Annotated in this window: 12 protein-coding genes; 8 read left to right on the forward strand and 4 right to left on the reverse strand. The window is 76.4% G+C overall.

Annotation, left to right across the window (positions count from 1 at the left end):
* Positions 1 to 10: 10 nt before the first annotated feature.
* A complete protein-coding gene (locus HKK73_RS07885; protein WP_171467772.1) occupies positions 11 to 880 on the forward strand; it encodes a DUF4328 domain-containing protein in 870 nt (289 codons plus the stop codon).
* A 49-nt stretch (positions 881 to 929) separates the two neighbouring features.
* On the opposite strand, the gene HKK73_RS07890 is transcribed toward HKK73_RS07885, so the two are convergent.
* Positions 930 to 1,520, reverse strand: a complete 591-nt coding sequence (locus HKK73_RS07890) for a TetR/AcrR family transcriptional regulator (protein ID WP_171467773.1) — start codon at positions 1,518 to 1,520, stop codon at positions 930 to 932.
* Positions 1,521 to 1,585: 65 nt separating this feature from the next.
* Between HKK73_RS07890 and HKK73_RS07895 the strand changes: the two genes are divergently transcribed.
* Both HKK73_RS07895 and HKK73_RS07900 read left to right on the forward strand, forming a co-directional pair.
* Positions 1,586 to 2,032 carry a hypothetical protein gene (locus tag HKK73_RS07895; RefSeq protein WP_332306522.1) on the forward strand — a complete coding sequence of 149 codons (447 nt, stop codon included), beginning with the start codon at positions 1,586 to 1,588 and terminating at the stop codon, positions 2,030 to 2,032.
* A 46-nt stretch (positions 2,033 to 2,078) separates the two neighbouring features.
* The gene (locus HKK73_RS07900; RefSeq protein ID WP_061267556.1) at positions 2,079 to 2,444 is read left to right on the forward strand and encodes an Imm51 family immunity protein; all 366 of its coding nucleotides are present in this window, start codon (positions 2,079 to 2,081) and stop codon (positions 2,442 to 2,444) included.
* 80 nt (positions 2,445 to 2,524) lie between these two features.
* On the opposite strand, the gene HKK73_RS07905 is transcribed toward HKK73_RS07900, so the two are convergent.
* Positions 2,525 to 3,430, reverse strand: a complete 906-nt coding sequence (locus HKK73_RS07905; protein WP_085388101.1) for an MBL fold metallo-hydrolase — start codon at positions 3,428 to 3,430, stop codon at positions 2,525 to 2,527.
* A gap of 121 nt (positions 3,431 to 3,551) precedes the next feature.
* Between HKK73_RS07905 and HKK73_RS07910 the strand changes: the two genes are divergently transcribed.
* From HKK73_RS07910 to HKK73_RS07925, 4 genes are all read left to right on the forward strand, one after another.
* Entirely contained in the window at positions 3,552 to 6,386 is a 2,835-nt protein-coding gene (locus tag HKK73_RS07910) for a DNA translocase FtsK (protein WP_232322581.1), read from the forward strand.
* A 63-nt stretch (positions 6,387 to 6,449) separates the two neighbouring features.
* Complete coding sequence (gene pgsA / locus HKK73_RS07915; protein ID WP_021483781.1) at positions 6,450 to 7,079, forward strand: CDP-diacylglycerol--glycerol-3-phosphate 3-phosphatidyltransferase; 630 nt, start codon at positions 6,450 to 6,452, stop codon at positions 7,077 to 7,079.
* A complete protein-coding gene (locus HKK73_RS07920; protein ID WP_369824900.1) occupies positions 7,076 to 7,612 on the forward strand; it encodes a CinA family protein in 537 nt (178 codons plus the stop codon). Before pgsA ends, HKK73_RS07920 begins: the two co-directional genes overlap by 4 nt.
* A 390-nt stretch (positions 7,613 to 8,002) precedes the next feature.
* Positions 8,003 to 8,344, forward strand: a complete 342-nt coding sequence (locus HKK73_RS07925; protein WP_021483863.1) for a helix-turn-helix domain-containing protein — start codon at positions 8,003 to 8,005, stop codon at positions 8,342 to 8,344.
* Positions 8,345 to 8,395: 51 nt separating this feature from the next.
* On the opposite strand, the gene HKK73_RS07930 is transcribed toward HKK73_RS07925, so the two are convergent.
* Both HKK73_RS07930 and HKK73_RS07935 read right to left on the reverse strand, forming a co-directional pair.
* Positions 8,396 to 9,235, reverse strand: coding sequence for a DNA-formamidopyrimidine glycosylase family protein (locus HKK73_RS07930; RefSeq protein ID WP_061267560.1), 840 nt, complete (start codon positions 9,233 to 9,235; stop codon positions 8,396 to 8,398).
* Positions 9,236 to 9,279: 44 nt separating this feature from the next.
* Positions 9,280 to 14,253 carry a DEAD/DEAH box helicase gene (locus tag HKK73_RS07935; protein WP_171467774.1) on the reverse strand — a complete coding sequence of 1,658 codons (4,974 nt, stop codon included), beginning with the start codon at positions 14,251 to 14,253 and terminating at the stop codon, positions 9,280 to 9,282.
* 192 nt (positions 14,254 to 14,445) lie between these two features.
* Between HKK73_RS07935 and HKK73_RS07940 the strand changes: the two genes are divergently transcribed.
* Positions 14,446 to 14,679 carry a DUF3046 domain-containing protein gene (locus HKK73_RS07940; RefSeq protein ID WP_085388098.1) on the forward strand — a complete coding sequence of 78 codons (234 nt, stop codon included), beginning with the start codon at positions 14,446 to 14,448 and terminating at the stop codon, positions 14,677 to 14,679.
* Positions 14,680 to 14,771 lie beyond the last annotated feature (92 nt).

A 14,771-nucleotide genomic window follows, 5' to 3' on the forward strand; every position in this document is an offset into this window, starting at 1 on the left:
GAGGCACCCTTTGACGCACCACGACCCCTCCGGGGTCCCGCCCTACGGACAGCCCGGCGGCCCCGTCCCCGGACAGCCTTCGGCGCCCGGCCGGCCGGTACCGCAGTACGGCGCGTACGGCGCCGCGCCCGTGCCCGCGTACGGGCAGGCTGCGCCCCCGCCCTTCGGCTCCACCGGACCGACGCCGCTCTCCGCGCCCGCGTACGGGCAGCCGACGGCCCCGGTGTACGGCGCGTACGGCGGCGGGTACGGCTACGTCCCGCGACCGCCCGTCCCCGGGGGCCTCGCGACGGGGACGATCGCGCTCGCGGTCGCGGTCACCGCCGTGCAGGTGCTGGCCTGGGTCACGTCGTTCGGTGCGGCCGAAGAGTTCGAGCGCGCCGCCCGCGCCGGCACCCCGAGCGCCGAGGTCCTCACCGGGTACGACGCCGTGGGCCTGCTGCTCCTTCCCGTCCAGCTCGCCGCGGCGATCGTGACGTGCCTGTGGCTGTGGCAGAGCCGCGTGCTCGCCGAGGCCGTGTCGCCCGCGCACGGGCACGCGCGCAGCCGGGTGTGGGTCTGGCTCGGGTGGATCGTGCCGGTCGTCGCGTTGTGGTTCCCGTACCAGGTCGTGCGCGACGTGCGCGCCGCGACCGTCGTCGCCCCGCGCCGCGGCCTCGGGTGGTGGTGGGCCGGGTGGATCCTGTGGAGCGTCGCGACGAACGTCGCCACGCAGCTGACGACGCTCTCCTCGGCCGGTGCGGCCGGGACCTTCGCGCTGCTGCCCGTCGCGGAGACGGTGGGCACCGCGGGCGTCGTCCTCGCGCTCGTCCTGTGGGTGCGCACCGTCCGCGAGATCACCGCGGGCCAGCGTGCCGCCACGGGAGTCGACGCCCGGTGACCGCGCGTCCGCTCGCCGTGGGCAGGCGGACGGGCCTGCTGCTCCCGGCCTAGCTGTCGGCGTCGCGTCGCACGAGCCCCGGACCGACGGCGGCGAGCGTCGCGGCGTAGCGCGCCGCCCGGGCGTCGTCCCCGCCGGGCACGAGGCCCGCGAGCTCGAGCGAGACCAGGCCGTGCACGAGCCCCCAGAGGCCGAGCGCGACGTCGGCGGCACCCGCGTCCTCGGGGACGAGGCGCGCGGCGGCGTCGCGCAGCACGCGGAACGTGGGCTCCTCGACCGCCTCGTGCCGGCCCGGTCCCGGCGGGACGCCGCGCGCGAACATCACGGCGTAGAAGTGCGGGTCGGCCAGCGCGAAGTCGCGGTACGCGCGACCGAGGGCCGCCAGGTCGGCAGCGGGGTCGTCGGTGCGGGGGACCGTCGCGAGGCGTGCGGCGAAGCGCCGGAAGCCCTCCGCGGAGACGGCGGCGACGAGCTCGTCGCGGCTGCCGAAGAGCGCGTACACCGCCGACGCGCTCGTCCCGGCCTCGGTCGCGACCGACCGGACCGTCACCGCGGCCTCCCCGTGCGTGGAGACGACGCGCGACGCCACGTCGAGGAGGCGGTCGCGCAGGGCGTCGTCGTGCAGTCGGGGTCGTGCCACGCGCCGAGTCTAGGGGCCTTGACGAGCGTTCGCGAACGATGTTCTATAACAGTGTTCGCAAACCGGTGCGCGAGCTCTCGCGCCGCCCCCTGGAGGTCCCCGTGCTCGAGCTCACCGACGCCGCCCGCCTCACCGCCGGCATCGTCCTCCTCACCGTCGTCGGCATCGAGTCCGGCGGGGCGTTCCTCGTGCGCGTGGTGACGCGGCGGGTCCCGGCCACCGGGTTCCAGACGTCGTTCTTCCGTGCCGGGCACGCGCACGCGGGGGTGCTCGTGATCCTCGGCCTCGTCTGCCTGCTGCTCACGGAGGCCACCGGCCTCGCCGGCCCCTGGCGCTGGCTCGCGGCGACCGGCGTGCTCGTCGCGGCGATCCTGCTCCCGGCCGGCTTCTTCCTGTCGGCCGTCGGCCCCGGTCGCGAGACGCCGAACCGGGCCGTCGCGCTGCTGCCCGCGGGGGCCGTCGTCCTCGCGGCGGGCGTCGTGACGCTCGCCGTCGGACTGTTCCTCGGCTGACCGACCCCGGGAGCCCGACGTGGGTGGCTCTCGCTACGGTTCCGGCATGACCACCGCCGAGGACTTCGTCCCGCTCGACCCCGTCCGTCTCGTCACGCTGGCGCAGGGGTGGAGCATCATCTACTCGCCCGGCGGGCCGGAGTGGCACCACCACCAGGGTGCGCTCGAGCGGCACGGCGTCGAGGGCTCGGGCTACGACTTCTCCGGCGCGCTCCAGGCCACGCTGACCGACCACGAGCCGGACGTGCTGGGGGCCGTCGGGTTCGACCCCGAGGGCGGCATGGTGAGCGTCTACGGCTCCGACCTCGACGCCCTGCACGTCGCGGCGCGGCACCTGCACCGCCTCGTCACCGACGAGCGGGCCCTCGACGCGGCGCTCGCCCGGTCGGTCGAGCTCGGGCTCGACGACTGAGCGCGGAGCGCGGCGGGTCCAGGAGGCCTCGTGTCGTCGGACCGCGGCTCCGCGATCCGGGCACGACCGCTCGGGCGGCCTCAGCGCGCGCGCAGCGCGGCGAGCTGCTCGTCGTGCCACGTCGCGACGTAGCCGGTGAGCCGGTCGTCGGCCACCACGGCGTCCGTGTGCACGACCGCGTGCTCCAGCGCGTCGAGGTAGGCGCGGTCGGCCGCGAAGCGCGCGGCGACGGCGGCACGGCCGACGGCCGGGCTCCCGTGGCCCGGGACGAGCGCGTCGACGTCGCGCGCCGCGAGCTCGAGCGCGTCGAGCGCCCCGCGGTACGTGCGCACCGGGTCGCGCGACCCGGTGTCGACGAGCGGCACCTCCACGTCCGAGAGCATGTCGCCCGCGAGCAGCACGCCCCGCACGACGAGCGCCGCGTGGCCCGGCGCGTGGGCGTCGTGCTCGACCACGACGACGTCGGTCTTCCCGTCGGCCTGCGCGCCGGGCCGCTCCTCGGCCTGACCGGGGGTCGGTGCGGTCGGCCACGGCAGGCGTCGTGCGCCGCGGGGGAGCGGCGTGAGCGCGCCGACGAGCGTCGGGTCGTGGCCGGGCGCTGCGGCGTCGGTCGCGGCGACCAGGTCCGCCCCCCGCGACCGGACGGCGTCGGCGCCGCGGGCCGTGGCGTAGCGCGGGGCGTCGCCCAAGGAGCGGGACCACAGCACGTGGTCCCAGTGCGGGTGGGTCGCGAACCCGGCCGTCACGCGCCAGCCGCGACCGTGGACGGCGGCGGCCAGCGCCTCGACCTCCTCGACCGTGACCGCGGGGTCGACGACGAGCGCCTCGCCGTCGGGCGCGACCACGACCGTCGACGTCGTCGCCCAGATCGTCGCGGTCGCCACCCAGACCCCCGGGCGGACCTCCACGAGGTCGCGCGCGTGCGCCTGCTCGCCGTCCGTGGTCGCGTCGGCGGTGCTGCGCCGCACGCCCGCGTGATCGTCCATCGGTCCTCCGCTCGTCCTCGCGGGACCGGGTCGCGGGCACGTGCCCGAACCCCGGTCCGCGGGGGACACGCGCCCCGGGGTCCCGGGCGCCGTCGTCCCTCGCAGGTAGGTTAGGACCACTATGGCGACCCGCACGTCCCCGCAGGCACGTCGGACCGCGAGCAACCGCACACCAGCGCCCCGCACCGCGGCGCGCGGCGGTTCGTCCACGGCCCGCGGCACGTCGCGCGCCGGAACCGGTCGCGGACGGTCCTCCTCGTCCAGCGCGCGCCGCCCGGCGCGTCGCCCGGCGGCAGGGCCGCCGTGGCCCGTCCGGGCGGTGCGGGGGGTCTGGCTCGGCGCCGCGCACGGCGTGGGATCGCTCGTGCGCACCATCGGAAGAGGAGCAAGAGAGCTGGACCCGGCACACCGGCGCGACGGCGTCGCGTTCACCCTCATCGCCCTCGCGGTCGTCGTCGCGGCCCGCGAGTGGTGGGGCATCCAGGGCACGTTCGGCAAGGTCGTCCACGGCGTCGTCGCGGGGACGTTCGGTCTCGCCGGCGTCGCGGTCCCGGTCCTGCTGCTCTGGCTCGCGGTGCGCATCATGCGGCACCCCGAGCGCGCCCAGGCGAACTCGCGCGTCGCGATCGGGCTCACGCTCATCGTCGTGTCCGTGTGCTCCCTCGTGCACATCTCGGAGGACCTGCCCGCGCCGCGCGACGGCTTCGCGGCGGTGCAGGACGCGGGGGGCATCGTCGGCTATCTGGCGGCCACGCCCGTGACCGCCGGGCTGACGCCGTGGTTCGCCGTCCCCATCTTCCTGCTCCTCGGGTTCTTCGGGCTGCTCGTCGTCACCGCGACGCCCGTGCACCGCATCCCGAGCCGGCTGCGTGGCCTCTACGACGTGCTCACCGGCAACCACCGCACCGAGGACGACGCGCTCGACGCCGACGGGCTCCCGCTCGCGGAGGGCGTCTCGCGCCACGACGGCAGCGAGCCGCCGACGGGTCGCCGACCGCGCAAGCCGCGGCGCACCAAGGCGCAGCGCGCGGCGGAGGCGGCCGAGATCGAGAAGCCCGAGGGCGGCTTCTCGGGCGACGAGGCCTTCGAGACGGCCGCGTTCCTCGACTACGAGGACGACGCGCCGCGCGGCCGGGGGAAGAAGCGTCGCGCGGAGGAGCCGGCCGCCGGCACGGCCGCCACGGAGGTGGTCCCCGCCGTCGGGCAGGGGGCCGCGCAGGACACGGCGGCGGCCGCGATGGGCGCGGTCGCGCCCTCCCCGGAGGACGGCGTCGGCAGCGTGCCGCCGCCCCCGCCCGGCCCGATGCCCCGGGGCGTGCAGCCCATGCTCGAGGGCGACACGGTCTACCTGCTCCCGGACGAGGACGCGCTCGTCAAGGGCGCGCCGCACAAGGTGCGCTCAGCCGCGAACGACCGCGTGGTCGAGGCGCTCACGCAGACGTTCGAGCAGTTCGAGGTCGACGCGAAGGTCACCGGGTTCACGCGCGGCCCGACGGTCACGCGCTACGAGGTCGAGGTCGGGCCCAAGGTCAAGGTCGAGCGCATCACGTCGCTGTCCAACAACATCGCGTACGCGGTGGCCAGCGCCGACGTGCGCATCCTCGCGCCGATCCCCGGCAAGTCGGCCATCGGCATCGAGATCCCCAACACGGACCGCGAGACGGTCGTGCTCGGCGACGTCCTGCGGTCGTCGGCCGCGCGGCGCACCGAGCACCCCATGGTCATGGGCGTGGGCAAGGACGTCGAGGGCGGCTACGTCGTCGCGAACCTCGCGAAGATGCCGCACATCCTCGTCGCGGGCGCGACGGGCGCGGGCAAGTCGAGCTTCATCAACTCCATGATCACGTCGATCCTCATGCGCTCGACGCCCGAGCAGGTGCGGCTCGTGCTCGTGGACCCCAAGCGCGTCGAGCTGACGATCTACGAGGGCATCCCGCACCTCATCACGCCCATCATCACGAACCCGAAGAAGGCCGCGGAGGCCCTCGACTGGGTCGTCCGCGAGATGGACGCCCGCTACGACGACCTCGCCGCGTTCGGGTTCAAGCACATCGACGACTTCAACGCCGCCGTCCGCGCCGGCAAGGTCAAGCCGCTGCCCGGCTCCGAGCGCAAGATCGCGACGTACCCGTACCTGCTGGTCGTCGTCGACGAGCTCGCCGACCTCATGATGGTCGCCCCGCGCGACGTCGAGGCCTCGATCCAGCGCATCACGCAGCTCGCGCGCGCGGCGGGCATCCACCTGGTGCTCGCGACGCAACGCCCGTCGGTCGACGTCGTGACGGGCCTCATCAAGGCGAACGTGCCGTCGCGGCTCGCGTTCGCGACGTCGTCCCTCGCGGACTCGCGCGTCGTGCTCGACCAGCCCGGCGCGGAGAAGCTCATCGGCCAGGGCGACGCCCTGTTCCTGCCCATGGGTGCGGCCAAGCCCATGCGCGTGCAGGGCGCGTGGGTCTCGGAGTCCGAGGTGCACGCCGTCGTCGAGCACGTGAAGAGCCAGCTCAAGCCCGTCTATCGCGAGGACGTCACGCAGGCGGCCACGAAGAAGCAGATCGACGAGGACATCGGTGACGACCTCGACCTGCTGCTCCAGGCGGCCGAGCTCGTCGTGACGTCGCAGTTCGGCTCGACGTCGATGCTCCAGCGCAAGCTGCGCGTCGGGTTCGCCAAGGCGGGTCGCCTCATGGACCTCCTGGAGTCGCGCGAGATCGTCGGGCCGTCCGAGGGGTCCAAGGCCCGCGAGGTGCTCGTGACGCCCGAGGAGCTGCCGTCGGCGCTCGCCCTCATCCGGGGCGAGCCCGCGCAGGACGTCTTCGACGGCCAGGCGCCCGCCGCGGCCCTCGCGCCCCAGGGCGCAGGGGGCGGCCACGACTACGGCGAGGGCACCGACGGGCACATGCCCCCGGTCGCGACGGAGTACCACGACGACGCCGACGTGGAGTCGGGCTGGCGGTGACCCGAGCGGCCGGTGGTGCTGCCGACGGTCGGCGCACCCCGGACGACCCCCTAGGCTGGTGACGTGGTCAACGCCGTCCCCTCGCCGTGGAACTCCGCGAACCTCGTCACCATGGCGAGGATCCTGCTCGTCCCGTTCTTCGCGTGGGCGCTCCTCGTCGACGGCGGGGAGTCCGTCACGTGGCGCCTCGTCGCGACGGGCATCTTCGTCCTCGCCGCCACGTCGGACCGCCTCGACGGCTACCTCGCGCGGCGCTACGACCTCGTCACGGACCTGGGCAAGCTCCTCGACCCCATCGCGGACAAGCTGCTCGTGGGCACCGCCCTCGTGCTGCTCGCGTGGCCGCTCGGCGAGCTGCCCTGGTGGGTCCCCGTCGTCGTGCTCGCGCGCGAGCTGGGCGTCACGCTCCTGCGGTTCGCCGTCCTCAAGTACGCGGTCATGCCTGCGTCCCGCGGCGGGAAGCTCAAGACCGTGCTGCAGACCGTCGCGATCACGCTCTTCGTGCTGCCGCTCGCGCACCTGCCGGCGTTCGTCGGCGTCGTCGCCTGGATCGTGCTCGCCGCGGCCATCCTCGTCACCGTCGTGACCGGCCTGGAGTACGCGTATCAGGGCTGGCGCCTGCGCCGCGACGCGGTGCGCGCAGCCCGGGTCGTCGAGCGGGGTCCGAGCACGGACGGCGCGCCCGTCTCGTGACCGACGCTCCGGTCCCGCCGGGGAGCTCGTCGGTCACCGGCCCGGACGTGCGGCCCGACGTCGTCGAGCTGCTCGGCGCTCTGGAGGCCCGCGGGTGGACCCTCGCGACGGCCGAGTCGCTCACGGGCGGCCTGCTCAGCGCGACGATCGTCGACGTGCCCGGCGCCTCGCGCGTGCTCCGGGGCGCCGTCGTCGCGTACGCGACCGACGTCAAAAAGTCGGTCCTCGGCGTCGACTGCGGCCTGCTCGCCGCGCACGGGGCCGTGCACCCGGAGGTCGCACGCCAGATGGCCGAGCGCGTGCGCGACGTGCTGAGGGCAGACGTCGGGGTCGCGACCACGGGCGTCGCGGGCCCCGACCCGCAGGACGGCCGGGCCCCGGGGACCGTCTTCGTCGCCGCGAGCGGACCGGGGGGCACGGAGGTGCGAGAGCTGCACCTGGCGGGCGACCGTACGGCCGTCCGCGCCGCCACCGTGGCCGCCGCGGTGGCGCTCGCGCGCGCGACGGTCGGGCCCCGGCCACCGACGGCGTGACGATGCCCCGTGCTGGGTGAAATCGTCGGCGGGAGCGTCGGCCGCCCGGCCGGGCGTGGACCGGGCCGGAGGCGTCGTGGAGACGTCGTGAACGTGCCGCGGGGGAGCGGCCGGGAGGCCCGGCGCGGGAACAACACCCCACGTCGCGACGTTGCACAGCACGTGATCGCCAACAGGACCGTCAACCGACCGGTGGGACGCACGGACAACGCGCCCGCGCCCCGTCCCGCACGGGGCACCGGCGACGTGAGCGGACCGCGGGCGGGGTACGGTAGGACGACCCCGTCACGCGGGGCAGTGAACAGGAAGACCGGCACGAGCAGTTCGCGCACCCAGGTGGGGGCCTCTCCGGCTCCCGGGGGCGCACGGGACACGGAAGGGGGTCGCCAGATGATTGTTCTTCGACGAGAGATCGGGGACGTGCTGCGAGACGCTCGCCAGCGACAGGGGCGCACCCTGCGAGAGGTGTCCTCCGCCGCACGGGTCTCGCTGGGCTACCTCAGCGAGGTCGAGCGCGGTCAGAAGGAAGCGTCGTCGGAGCTCCTCGGCTCGATCTGCGAGGCGCTCGACATCCCGATGTCGTTGGTGCTGCGCGAGGTCAGCGACCGGGTCGCCGTCGCCGAGGGTCTGCTGATCCCCGACACCATCCCGGCCGACTTCGCGACGGCCGTGCTGGGTCGCCAGCATCCCGAGGGCACGGCACGCCGCGAGGACCTGCAGCCCGTCGGCTGACGGTCGGGCCGGCACCGGCCGCACCGGGAGCGGGGGCAGCGACGCCGGCCGTCATCCTGCTGCGGGCGGTGCCTGGCAGGTCGGACACCAGAAGATCGGACGGTCGTACGGGGGCTCGTTCGCCGTACCTTCCGCGACAGGCGTGCCGCACACGTGGCACGCCTTTCGTGTGCGCCCGTGCACGTGCCGCACGACGCCGGCGCGCGGGTCGAACCCGTGCCGCACCGTGCGCTGCATGAGCGTGCGTGCCGTGAGCAGGAGGCCCTCGAGGTCCTCGACGTCGCGGACGGGCGTCCACGGGTAGACGTGCTCGGCGAAGAGCGACTCGGCCGTGTAGATCGTGCCGATGCCGGCGACGAGGTGCTGGTCGAGCAGGGCCTCCGCGACGGGCACACCCGTTGCGGCCCGCTCCGGCCGGTACCGGGGGCCGCTCCCGCCCGCCGCGTCGTCGGCCCGCATCCGCGCGGCCGCCTCGGGCAGCCCGGTCTCCGGGAAGTCGTCGCCGAGCACGTCGGGACCGAGCGGACCGACGATCACGCGCTCGTCCGCGGTGCGCAGCACGTGCAGCATCCCGATCCGGTTCCCGACCGCCGTCCACCACTCGTTCGCGAGGACGACGCGCACGTTCGGCTCCGCCCCTCGAGCGTCGTGCGTGCCCGTCCGGGCGAGCCGCCACGACCCCTCCATGCGCAGGTGCGTGTGCAGGGACCGGCCGTCGTCGAACCGCGTGAACAGGTGCTTCCCGTAGGCCTGGTTCCCGACGACCGTCCGCCCGACCAGGTCGATCTCCGCGGCGCTCGGCCACCGCAGGTCCGAGCGGACCAGCACCCGGTCCTTGAGCGCCTCGTCGAGGCGGGCCGACACGAGACGCAGGATGTCACCCTCGGGCACGCGACCGCCCCCCGTGGCCGGGGGCGCGCGACGACCGCCGCACGTCAGGCCGCCCGCAGGCCGCGCGGCGTCGCGCGGAAGCCGGCGTCGAGCAGCGCGCGCACCGCGTCGTCCGCCGGGGTCCGTGCCGTGCCGGCACCCGCCAGGGCCTCGACGCCGTCGACGCGCTGCACCACGATCTTCCCGAGCGTGCCCGCCCGCACCGCGCGGACCAGCGCCGCGCTCGCCTCGGCGAGCCGCGGGCCGTCCACGAAGGACAGCACGGACCGCCCGCCGCGCTCGACGTAGAGCGCGAGGTCGCCGTCGCTCAGCACGACGACGGCGCCCGCCTTGCGGCCCGGGCGGTGACCGCGCGAGCCCTCCCCGGTCGTGCCGTCCGTGCCGGGCGCGCCGGGCGCGCCGGGTCCGGTCGTCGGGCGGGTGGGCCACGGCAGCGCCGCGCCGTAGGGGTTCGCCGGGTCCGTCGCGGCGAGCAGCACGGCGCCGGGACGCGGACCGCCGCGCGACGTCCGCGCGTCGGGGAGCGGGGCGAACGGGTCGGTCGCGGCCGCCGCGGCGTCGGCCTCGAGCGCGCGCTCACGGTCCTGCGCGTCGGTCCGGAGCTGGTCGACCGCGCCGGGGAGCGCGAACTGCGAGCCGCCGAGGTGCTCGACGAAGTACCCGCGCCGCGCGGCGCCCGTGGCCTCCAGCTCGCTCAGCACGCGGTACACCGCGCGGAACGACCCCGCGACGCCCTCGGCGGGCGCGACGGCGCGCGTGAGCACGCCGTGGCGGTCGAGCAGGACGCGGGCGAGCGCGTGCGCCCGGCGGGTGGGGTCGGGCTCGCGCGGGGGCAGCGCCGACCACCGACCGGCGCCGCCGCGCAGGGCCGTCTCGGGCGACGTCGGCGGCCGCAGGCCCGCGAACCGGCCGCGCGCGAGCGGCCGGGCCCGCGCCGGGGCGCGCGGCGCGCGGTGGGTCCCCCCGGCGGCACCGAGCCGTGCGCGCAGCGACCCGAGGCCGTCGTTCGTCACGTGGCCCGACCACACGAGGTCCCACAGCGCCTCGAGCGTCGGGACGGTCTCCGCGCCGGCGCGCTGGGCCAGCCGCGGGAGGAAGTACCCGCCCGAGCCCTCCAGCAGGTCGAGCAGCGTGGCATGGAGGCCGGTCTCGGGCGCCGGGCCCGGGTCGGGCAGCGTGAGCGGCGCCCACTCCGCGAGGTGGAGGCTGACGAGACCGTCGCCGCCGCCGGAACCGGGCAGCGGGGCGTGCCCGCACCACACGACCTCGCCGGTCGTCGTCAGCTCGTCGAGCATCGTCGGGGTGTAGTCGCTGACGCGCGCCGGGAGCACGAGGGTCTCGAGCGCCGAGGCGGGGACGGCCGCGCCGGAGAGCTGCTCGACGACGCGCAGCAGCCCGTCGACGCCGCGCAGCGCGCCGAGCCCCTGCCAGCGCGGGAGGAAGACGCCCAGCGTCTCGGCGGGGACGGGCTCCACCTCGGCGCGCAGCGCGGCGAGCGAGCGCCGGCGCAGGACGCGCAGCACCTCGGCGTCGCACCAGTCGTCGCCCGTGCCGCCGATCGCCTCCGGCCGCAGCCGCCCGCGCACGACGAGCCGGGCCGCCTCGAGCCGCTCGAGCGTCTGCACGACGACGGCGACGCCAAGCCCGAGGCGTGCGGCGAGGTCGGCGGCGGTGAACGGGCCGTGCGTGCGGGCGTGGCGGCGCACGAGGTCGCCGAGCGGGTCGGGGACGGGCTCGGTGAACACCTCGGGGATGCCGACGGGCAGCGCGACGCCGAGCGCGTCGCGCAGGCGGCCGGCGTCCTCCACGACCGCCCACTGCTGCGCGCGCTCGGGCGCGACCCCCGCGAGCCGCACGGGCATGATGCGGCGCGCGGCCTCGAGCTCGCGCAGCCAGGCCGCGACGTCGGCGCGCACGTCCTCGCGGGTCCGCGCCGCGACCTCGGCCTCGGTGAGCGGGCCCAGCCGGCGCAGGACGTCCCACACGTCCTCGGCGTGGCGCGCCTGCCGCTCGGGCGCGAGCGCGCCGAGCTCGGCCTCGGTCCGCTCGATCTGGGCGGGGTCGAGCAGGTCGGCGAGCTGGGCCGCGACGCCGTCGCCGCCCAGCAGCTCGGCGAGGAGGGTGGGGTCCAGCGACAGCGCGGCGGCGCGGCGCTCCGCGAGCGGGGCGTCGCCGTCGTAGAGGAACTGCGCCGTGTACCCGAAGAGGAGGGACTGCGCGAAGGGCGACGGCGTCGGGGTCGTCACCTCGACGAGGCGCACGCGCCCGGCGGCGAGGTCGCGCATGAGGTCGGTGAGCGCCGCGACGTCGAAGTCGTCCTGCAGGCACTCGCGCGCCGCCTCGAGGACGATCGGGAACTCCGGGTACTCCGACGCCACCGACAGGAGCTGCGCCGAGCGCTGCCGCTGCTGCCACAGCGGCTGGCGCCGGTCCGGACGACGCCGGGGCAGCAGGAGCGCGCGGGCGGCGGCCTCGCGGAACCGCGACGCGAACATCACCGACCCGCCGAGCTCGTCGCGCACCGCGTCGAGCACGTCGTCCGGGTCGAGGAGCAGGTCCTCGACGCCGACGACGGGCGCGTCCCCGCCGAGGCCGCCCGAGCCGTCGGTCGCTCCCTCGAGCCACGAGTCCCCGGTGTCCGGGAGCCGCAGGACGATGCCGTCGTCGGCGTGCATCGCGGCGGCGTCGACCCCGTAGCGCTCGCGCAGGCGCGCGGCGAGCACGAGCGCCCACGGCGCGTGCACCTTCGCGCCGTACGGCGAGTGCACGACGACGCGCCAGTCGCCGAGCTCGTCGCGGAAGCGCTCGACGACGACCGTGCGGTCGTCGGGGACGCGTCCGGTCGCGTCGCGCTGCTCGCGCAGGTAGGCCAGCAGGTTGTCGCTCGCCCACGCGTCGAGGCCTGCCGTGCGGAGCCGGTCGGCCGCCGCGTCGGGGTCGGTGGCGGCGAGCGCGTCCGTCTCGCGCACCCACGCGCCGAGCGCACGGCCGAGCTCGGCGGGTCGGCCGGGGGAGTCACCCTTCCAGAACGGCAGCCGCCCGGGGATGCCCGGCGCGGGCGTGACGAGCACGCGGTCGGGCGTGATGTCCTCGATGCGCCACGTGCTCGAACCGAGCGTGAACGTGTCGCCGACGCGCGACTCGTAGACCATCTCCTCGTCGAGCTCGCCGACGCGCTTGCCGCCGCGCGGGGCGCGGCCGCCCGCGGTGTCCGGGTCGCCCGCGACGGTCCCGGTGCCGGCGTCCGTCGCGAGGAACACGCCGTACATCCCGCGGTCGGGGATCGTGCCGCCGCTCGTCGCGGCGAGCCGCAGCGCGCCCGGCCGCCCGGTCAGCCGGCCCGACGCGCGGTCCCACACGATCCGCGCGCGCAGCTCGCCGAAGTCCTCGCTCGGGTAGCGGCCTGCGAGCATGTCGAGGACGGCGTGCAGCGACGCGTCGCCGAGGTGCGCGTAGGGCTCGCTGCGCCGCACGAGCGTCGCGAGCTCCGCGACCGTCCACTCGTCGACCGCGACCATCGCGACGACCTGCTGGGCGAGGACGTCGAGCGGGTTGGCGAGCACGTGGAGCTCCTCGATACCTCCGGAGCGCATGCGCTCGGCGACGACCGCCGACGGCACGAGGTCGCCCCGGTGCGTGGGGAACACCACGCCGTGCGACACGGCCCCCACCTGGTGGCCCGCGCGCCCGATCCGCTGCAGGCCCGACGCGACCGAGGGCGGCGCCCCGACCTGGACCACGAGGTCCACCGCGCCCATGTCGATGCCGAGCTCGAGGCTCGACGTCGCGACCACCGCGGGCAGCCGGCCGTCCTTGAGCTCGGTCTCCGTGCGCGTGCGCTCGGCCCGGCTCATCGACCCGTGGTGCGCGCGGGCGATGACGGGCTCGACGCCCGAGCTCGCGCCCGACTGCGCCTGCACCTGCGCCGCGGTGACCGTGCCCGGGTCGAGCACGTCCTCGCCCTGGCGCTCGGCCCACAGCTCGTTCATGCGCGCCGTGAGGCGCTCCGCCCCGCGGCGCGAGTTCGTGAAGACCAGCGTGGAGCGGTGGTCGGTGACGAGGTCGACGACCCGCTCCTCGACGTGCGGCCAGACCGACGGGCGCGGTGGCCGGACGTCGGGCGCGCCCGTCGGGCGCGACGTCGCAGGGCCCGTGAGGTCGCGCTCGCCGGGGGGCAGAGGTGGCAGGCCGCCGTCCGACCGCGACCCGGCGTCCGGCACGAGTGCCGCCGTCCCGAGGTCCGAGAGGTCCGGGACGGGCACGACGACGTCGACCTCGATGCGCTTGCTCGACGGCGGCTGCACGACGACGACCTCGCGCCCGCCCTCGGCCTCGGGCCGGTGCCCGCCGAGGAAGGTCGCGACCGCCTCGACGGGGCGGACCGTGGCCGAGAGCCCGACGCGCTGCGCCGGGGGCCGCTCGTGCGCCTCGAGCAGCGCGTCCAGGCGCTCGAGCGACACGGCCAGGTGAGCGCCCCGCTTGGTGCCCGCCACCGCGTGGATCTCGTCGACGATCACCGTCTCGACGCCCACGAGCCCCGCGCGCGCCTGCGACGTCAGCACGAGGAACAGCGACTCGGGCGTCGTGATGAGGATGTCGGGCGGGTGGGTCGCGAGCCGGCGGCGCTCGCTCGTGGGGGTGTCCCCGGTGCGGGTGCCGACGACGACGTCCGGCACGTCGAGCCCGAGCCGCACCGCGGCCTGGCGGATGCCCGCGAGCGGCGAGCGCAGGTTCCGCTCGACGTCCGCGGCGAGCGCCTTGAGCGGGGAGACGTAGAGGACGCGACAGCGCGCCTCGCGAGCCGGGGCCTCGTCCGGGGGCGCGGCGAGGATCCGGTCGAGCGACCAGAGGAACGCGGCGAGCGTCTTGCCCGAGCCCGTCGGGGCGACCACGAGGGCGTGCCGGTCGCTCGACACGGCCTCCCACGCACCGGCCTGGGCGGCGGTCGGCGCGTCGAACGCGCCCGAGAACCACGCGCGCGTGGGCGCGGCGAAGCGGGCGAGCGGGTCCGAGGTCACGCGCCCATTCTGGGGCTGCCCACCCACACGCGCCCGCCGCAGCGTGCCGGCGCCCCGGCGGCCTGCCCGTGCGCCCTCGGCGCGACCTGGTGCGACCCCGGGCGACTTCGGTGCGACCTTGGGCGACGCGGTGCGGCCCCGCGCGTCCCGGCGCGCGACCGGGCGGCCGCGGATCCGTGCAAGGCTTGGTCCGTGCGCTACCGCGAGTTCTCCGAGCTGGTCGACGAGGTGTTCGGTGCGGCCCTGGGCCGCGCCTACGTGCGCGAGCAGGTGCTGTCCGTGCTCGACGACCGGACCGCCGCCCAGGCGCTCGAGGACGGGGTCGAGCCGCGCGTCGTCTGGCACGCGCTGTGCGACGCGCTCGACGTGCCCGACGCGCGGCGCTGGGGGAACGACGACCACCGCCAGGCGCCGCCGCGCCGCTGACCTGCCCGGCCCCGACCTGCCCGGCCCCGACCTGCCCGGAACCCGGGGACGCCCGAGGGGCGCACCCTGCCGCGCCCCGCGATGATGGCGGC

The organism is Cellulosimicrobium sp. 72-3 (assembly GCF_013127315.1).
Lineage (GTDB): Bacteria > Actinomycetota > Actinomycetes > Actinomycetales > Cellulomonadaceae > Cellulosimicrobium > Cellulosimicrobium funkei.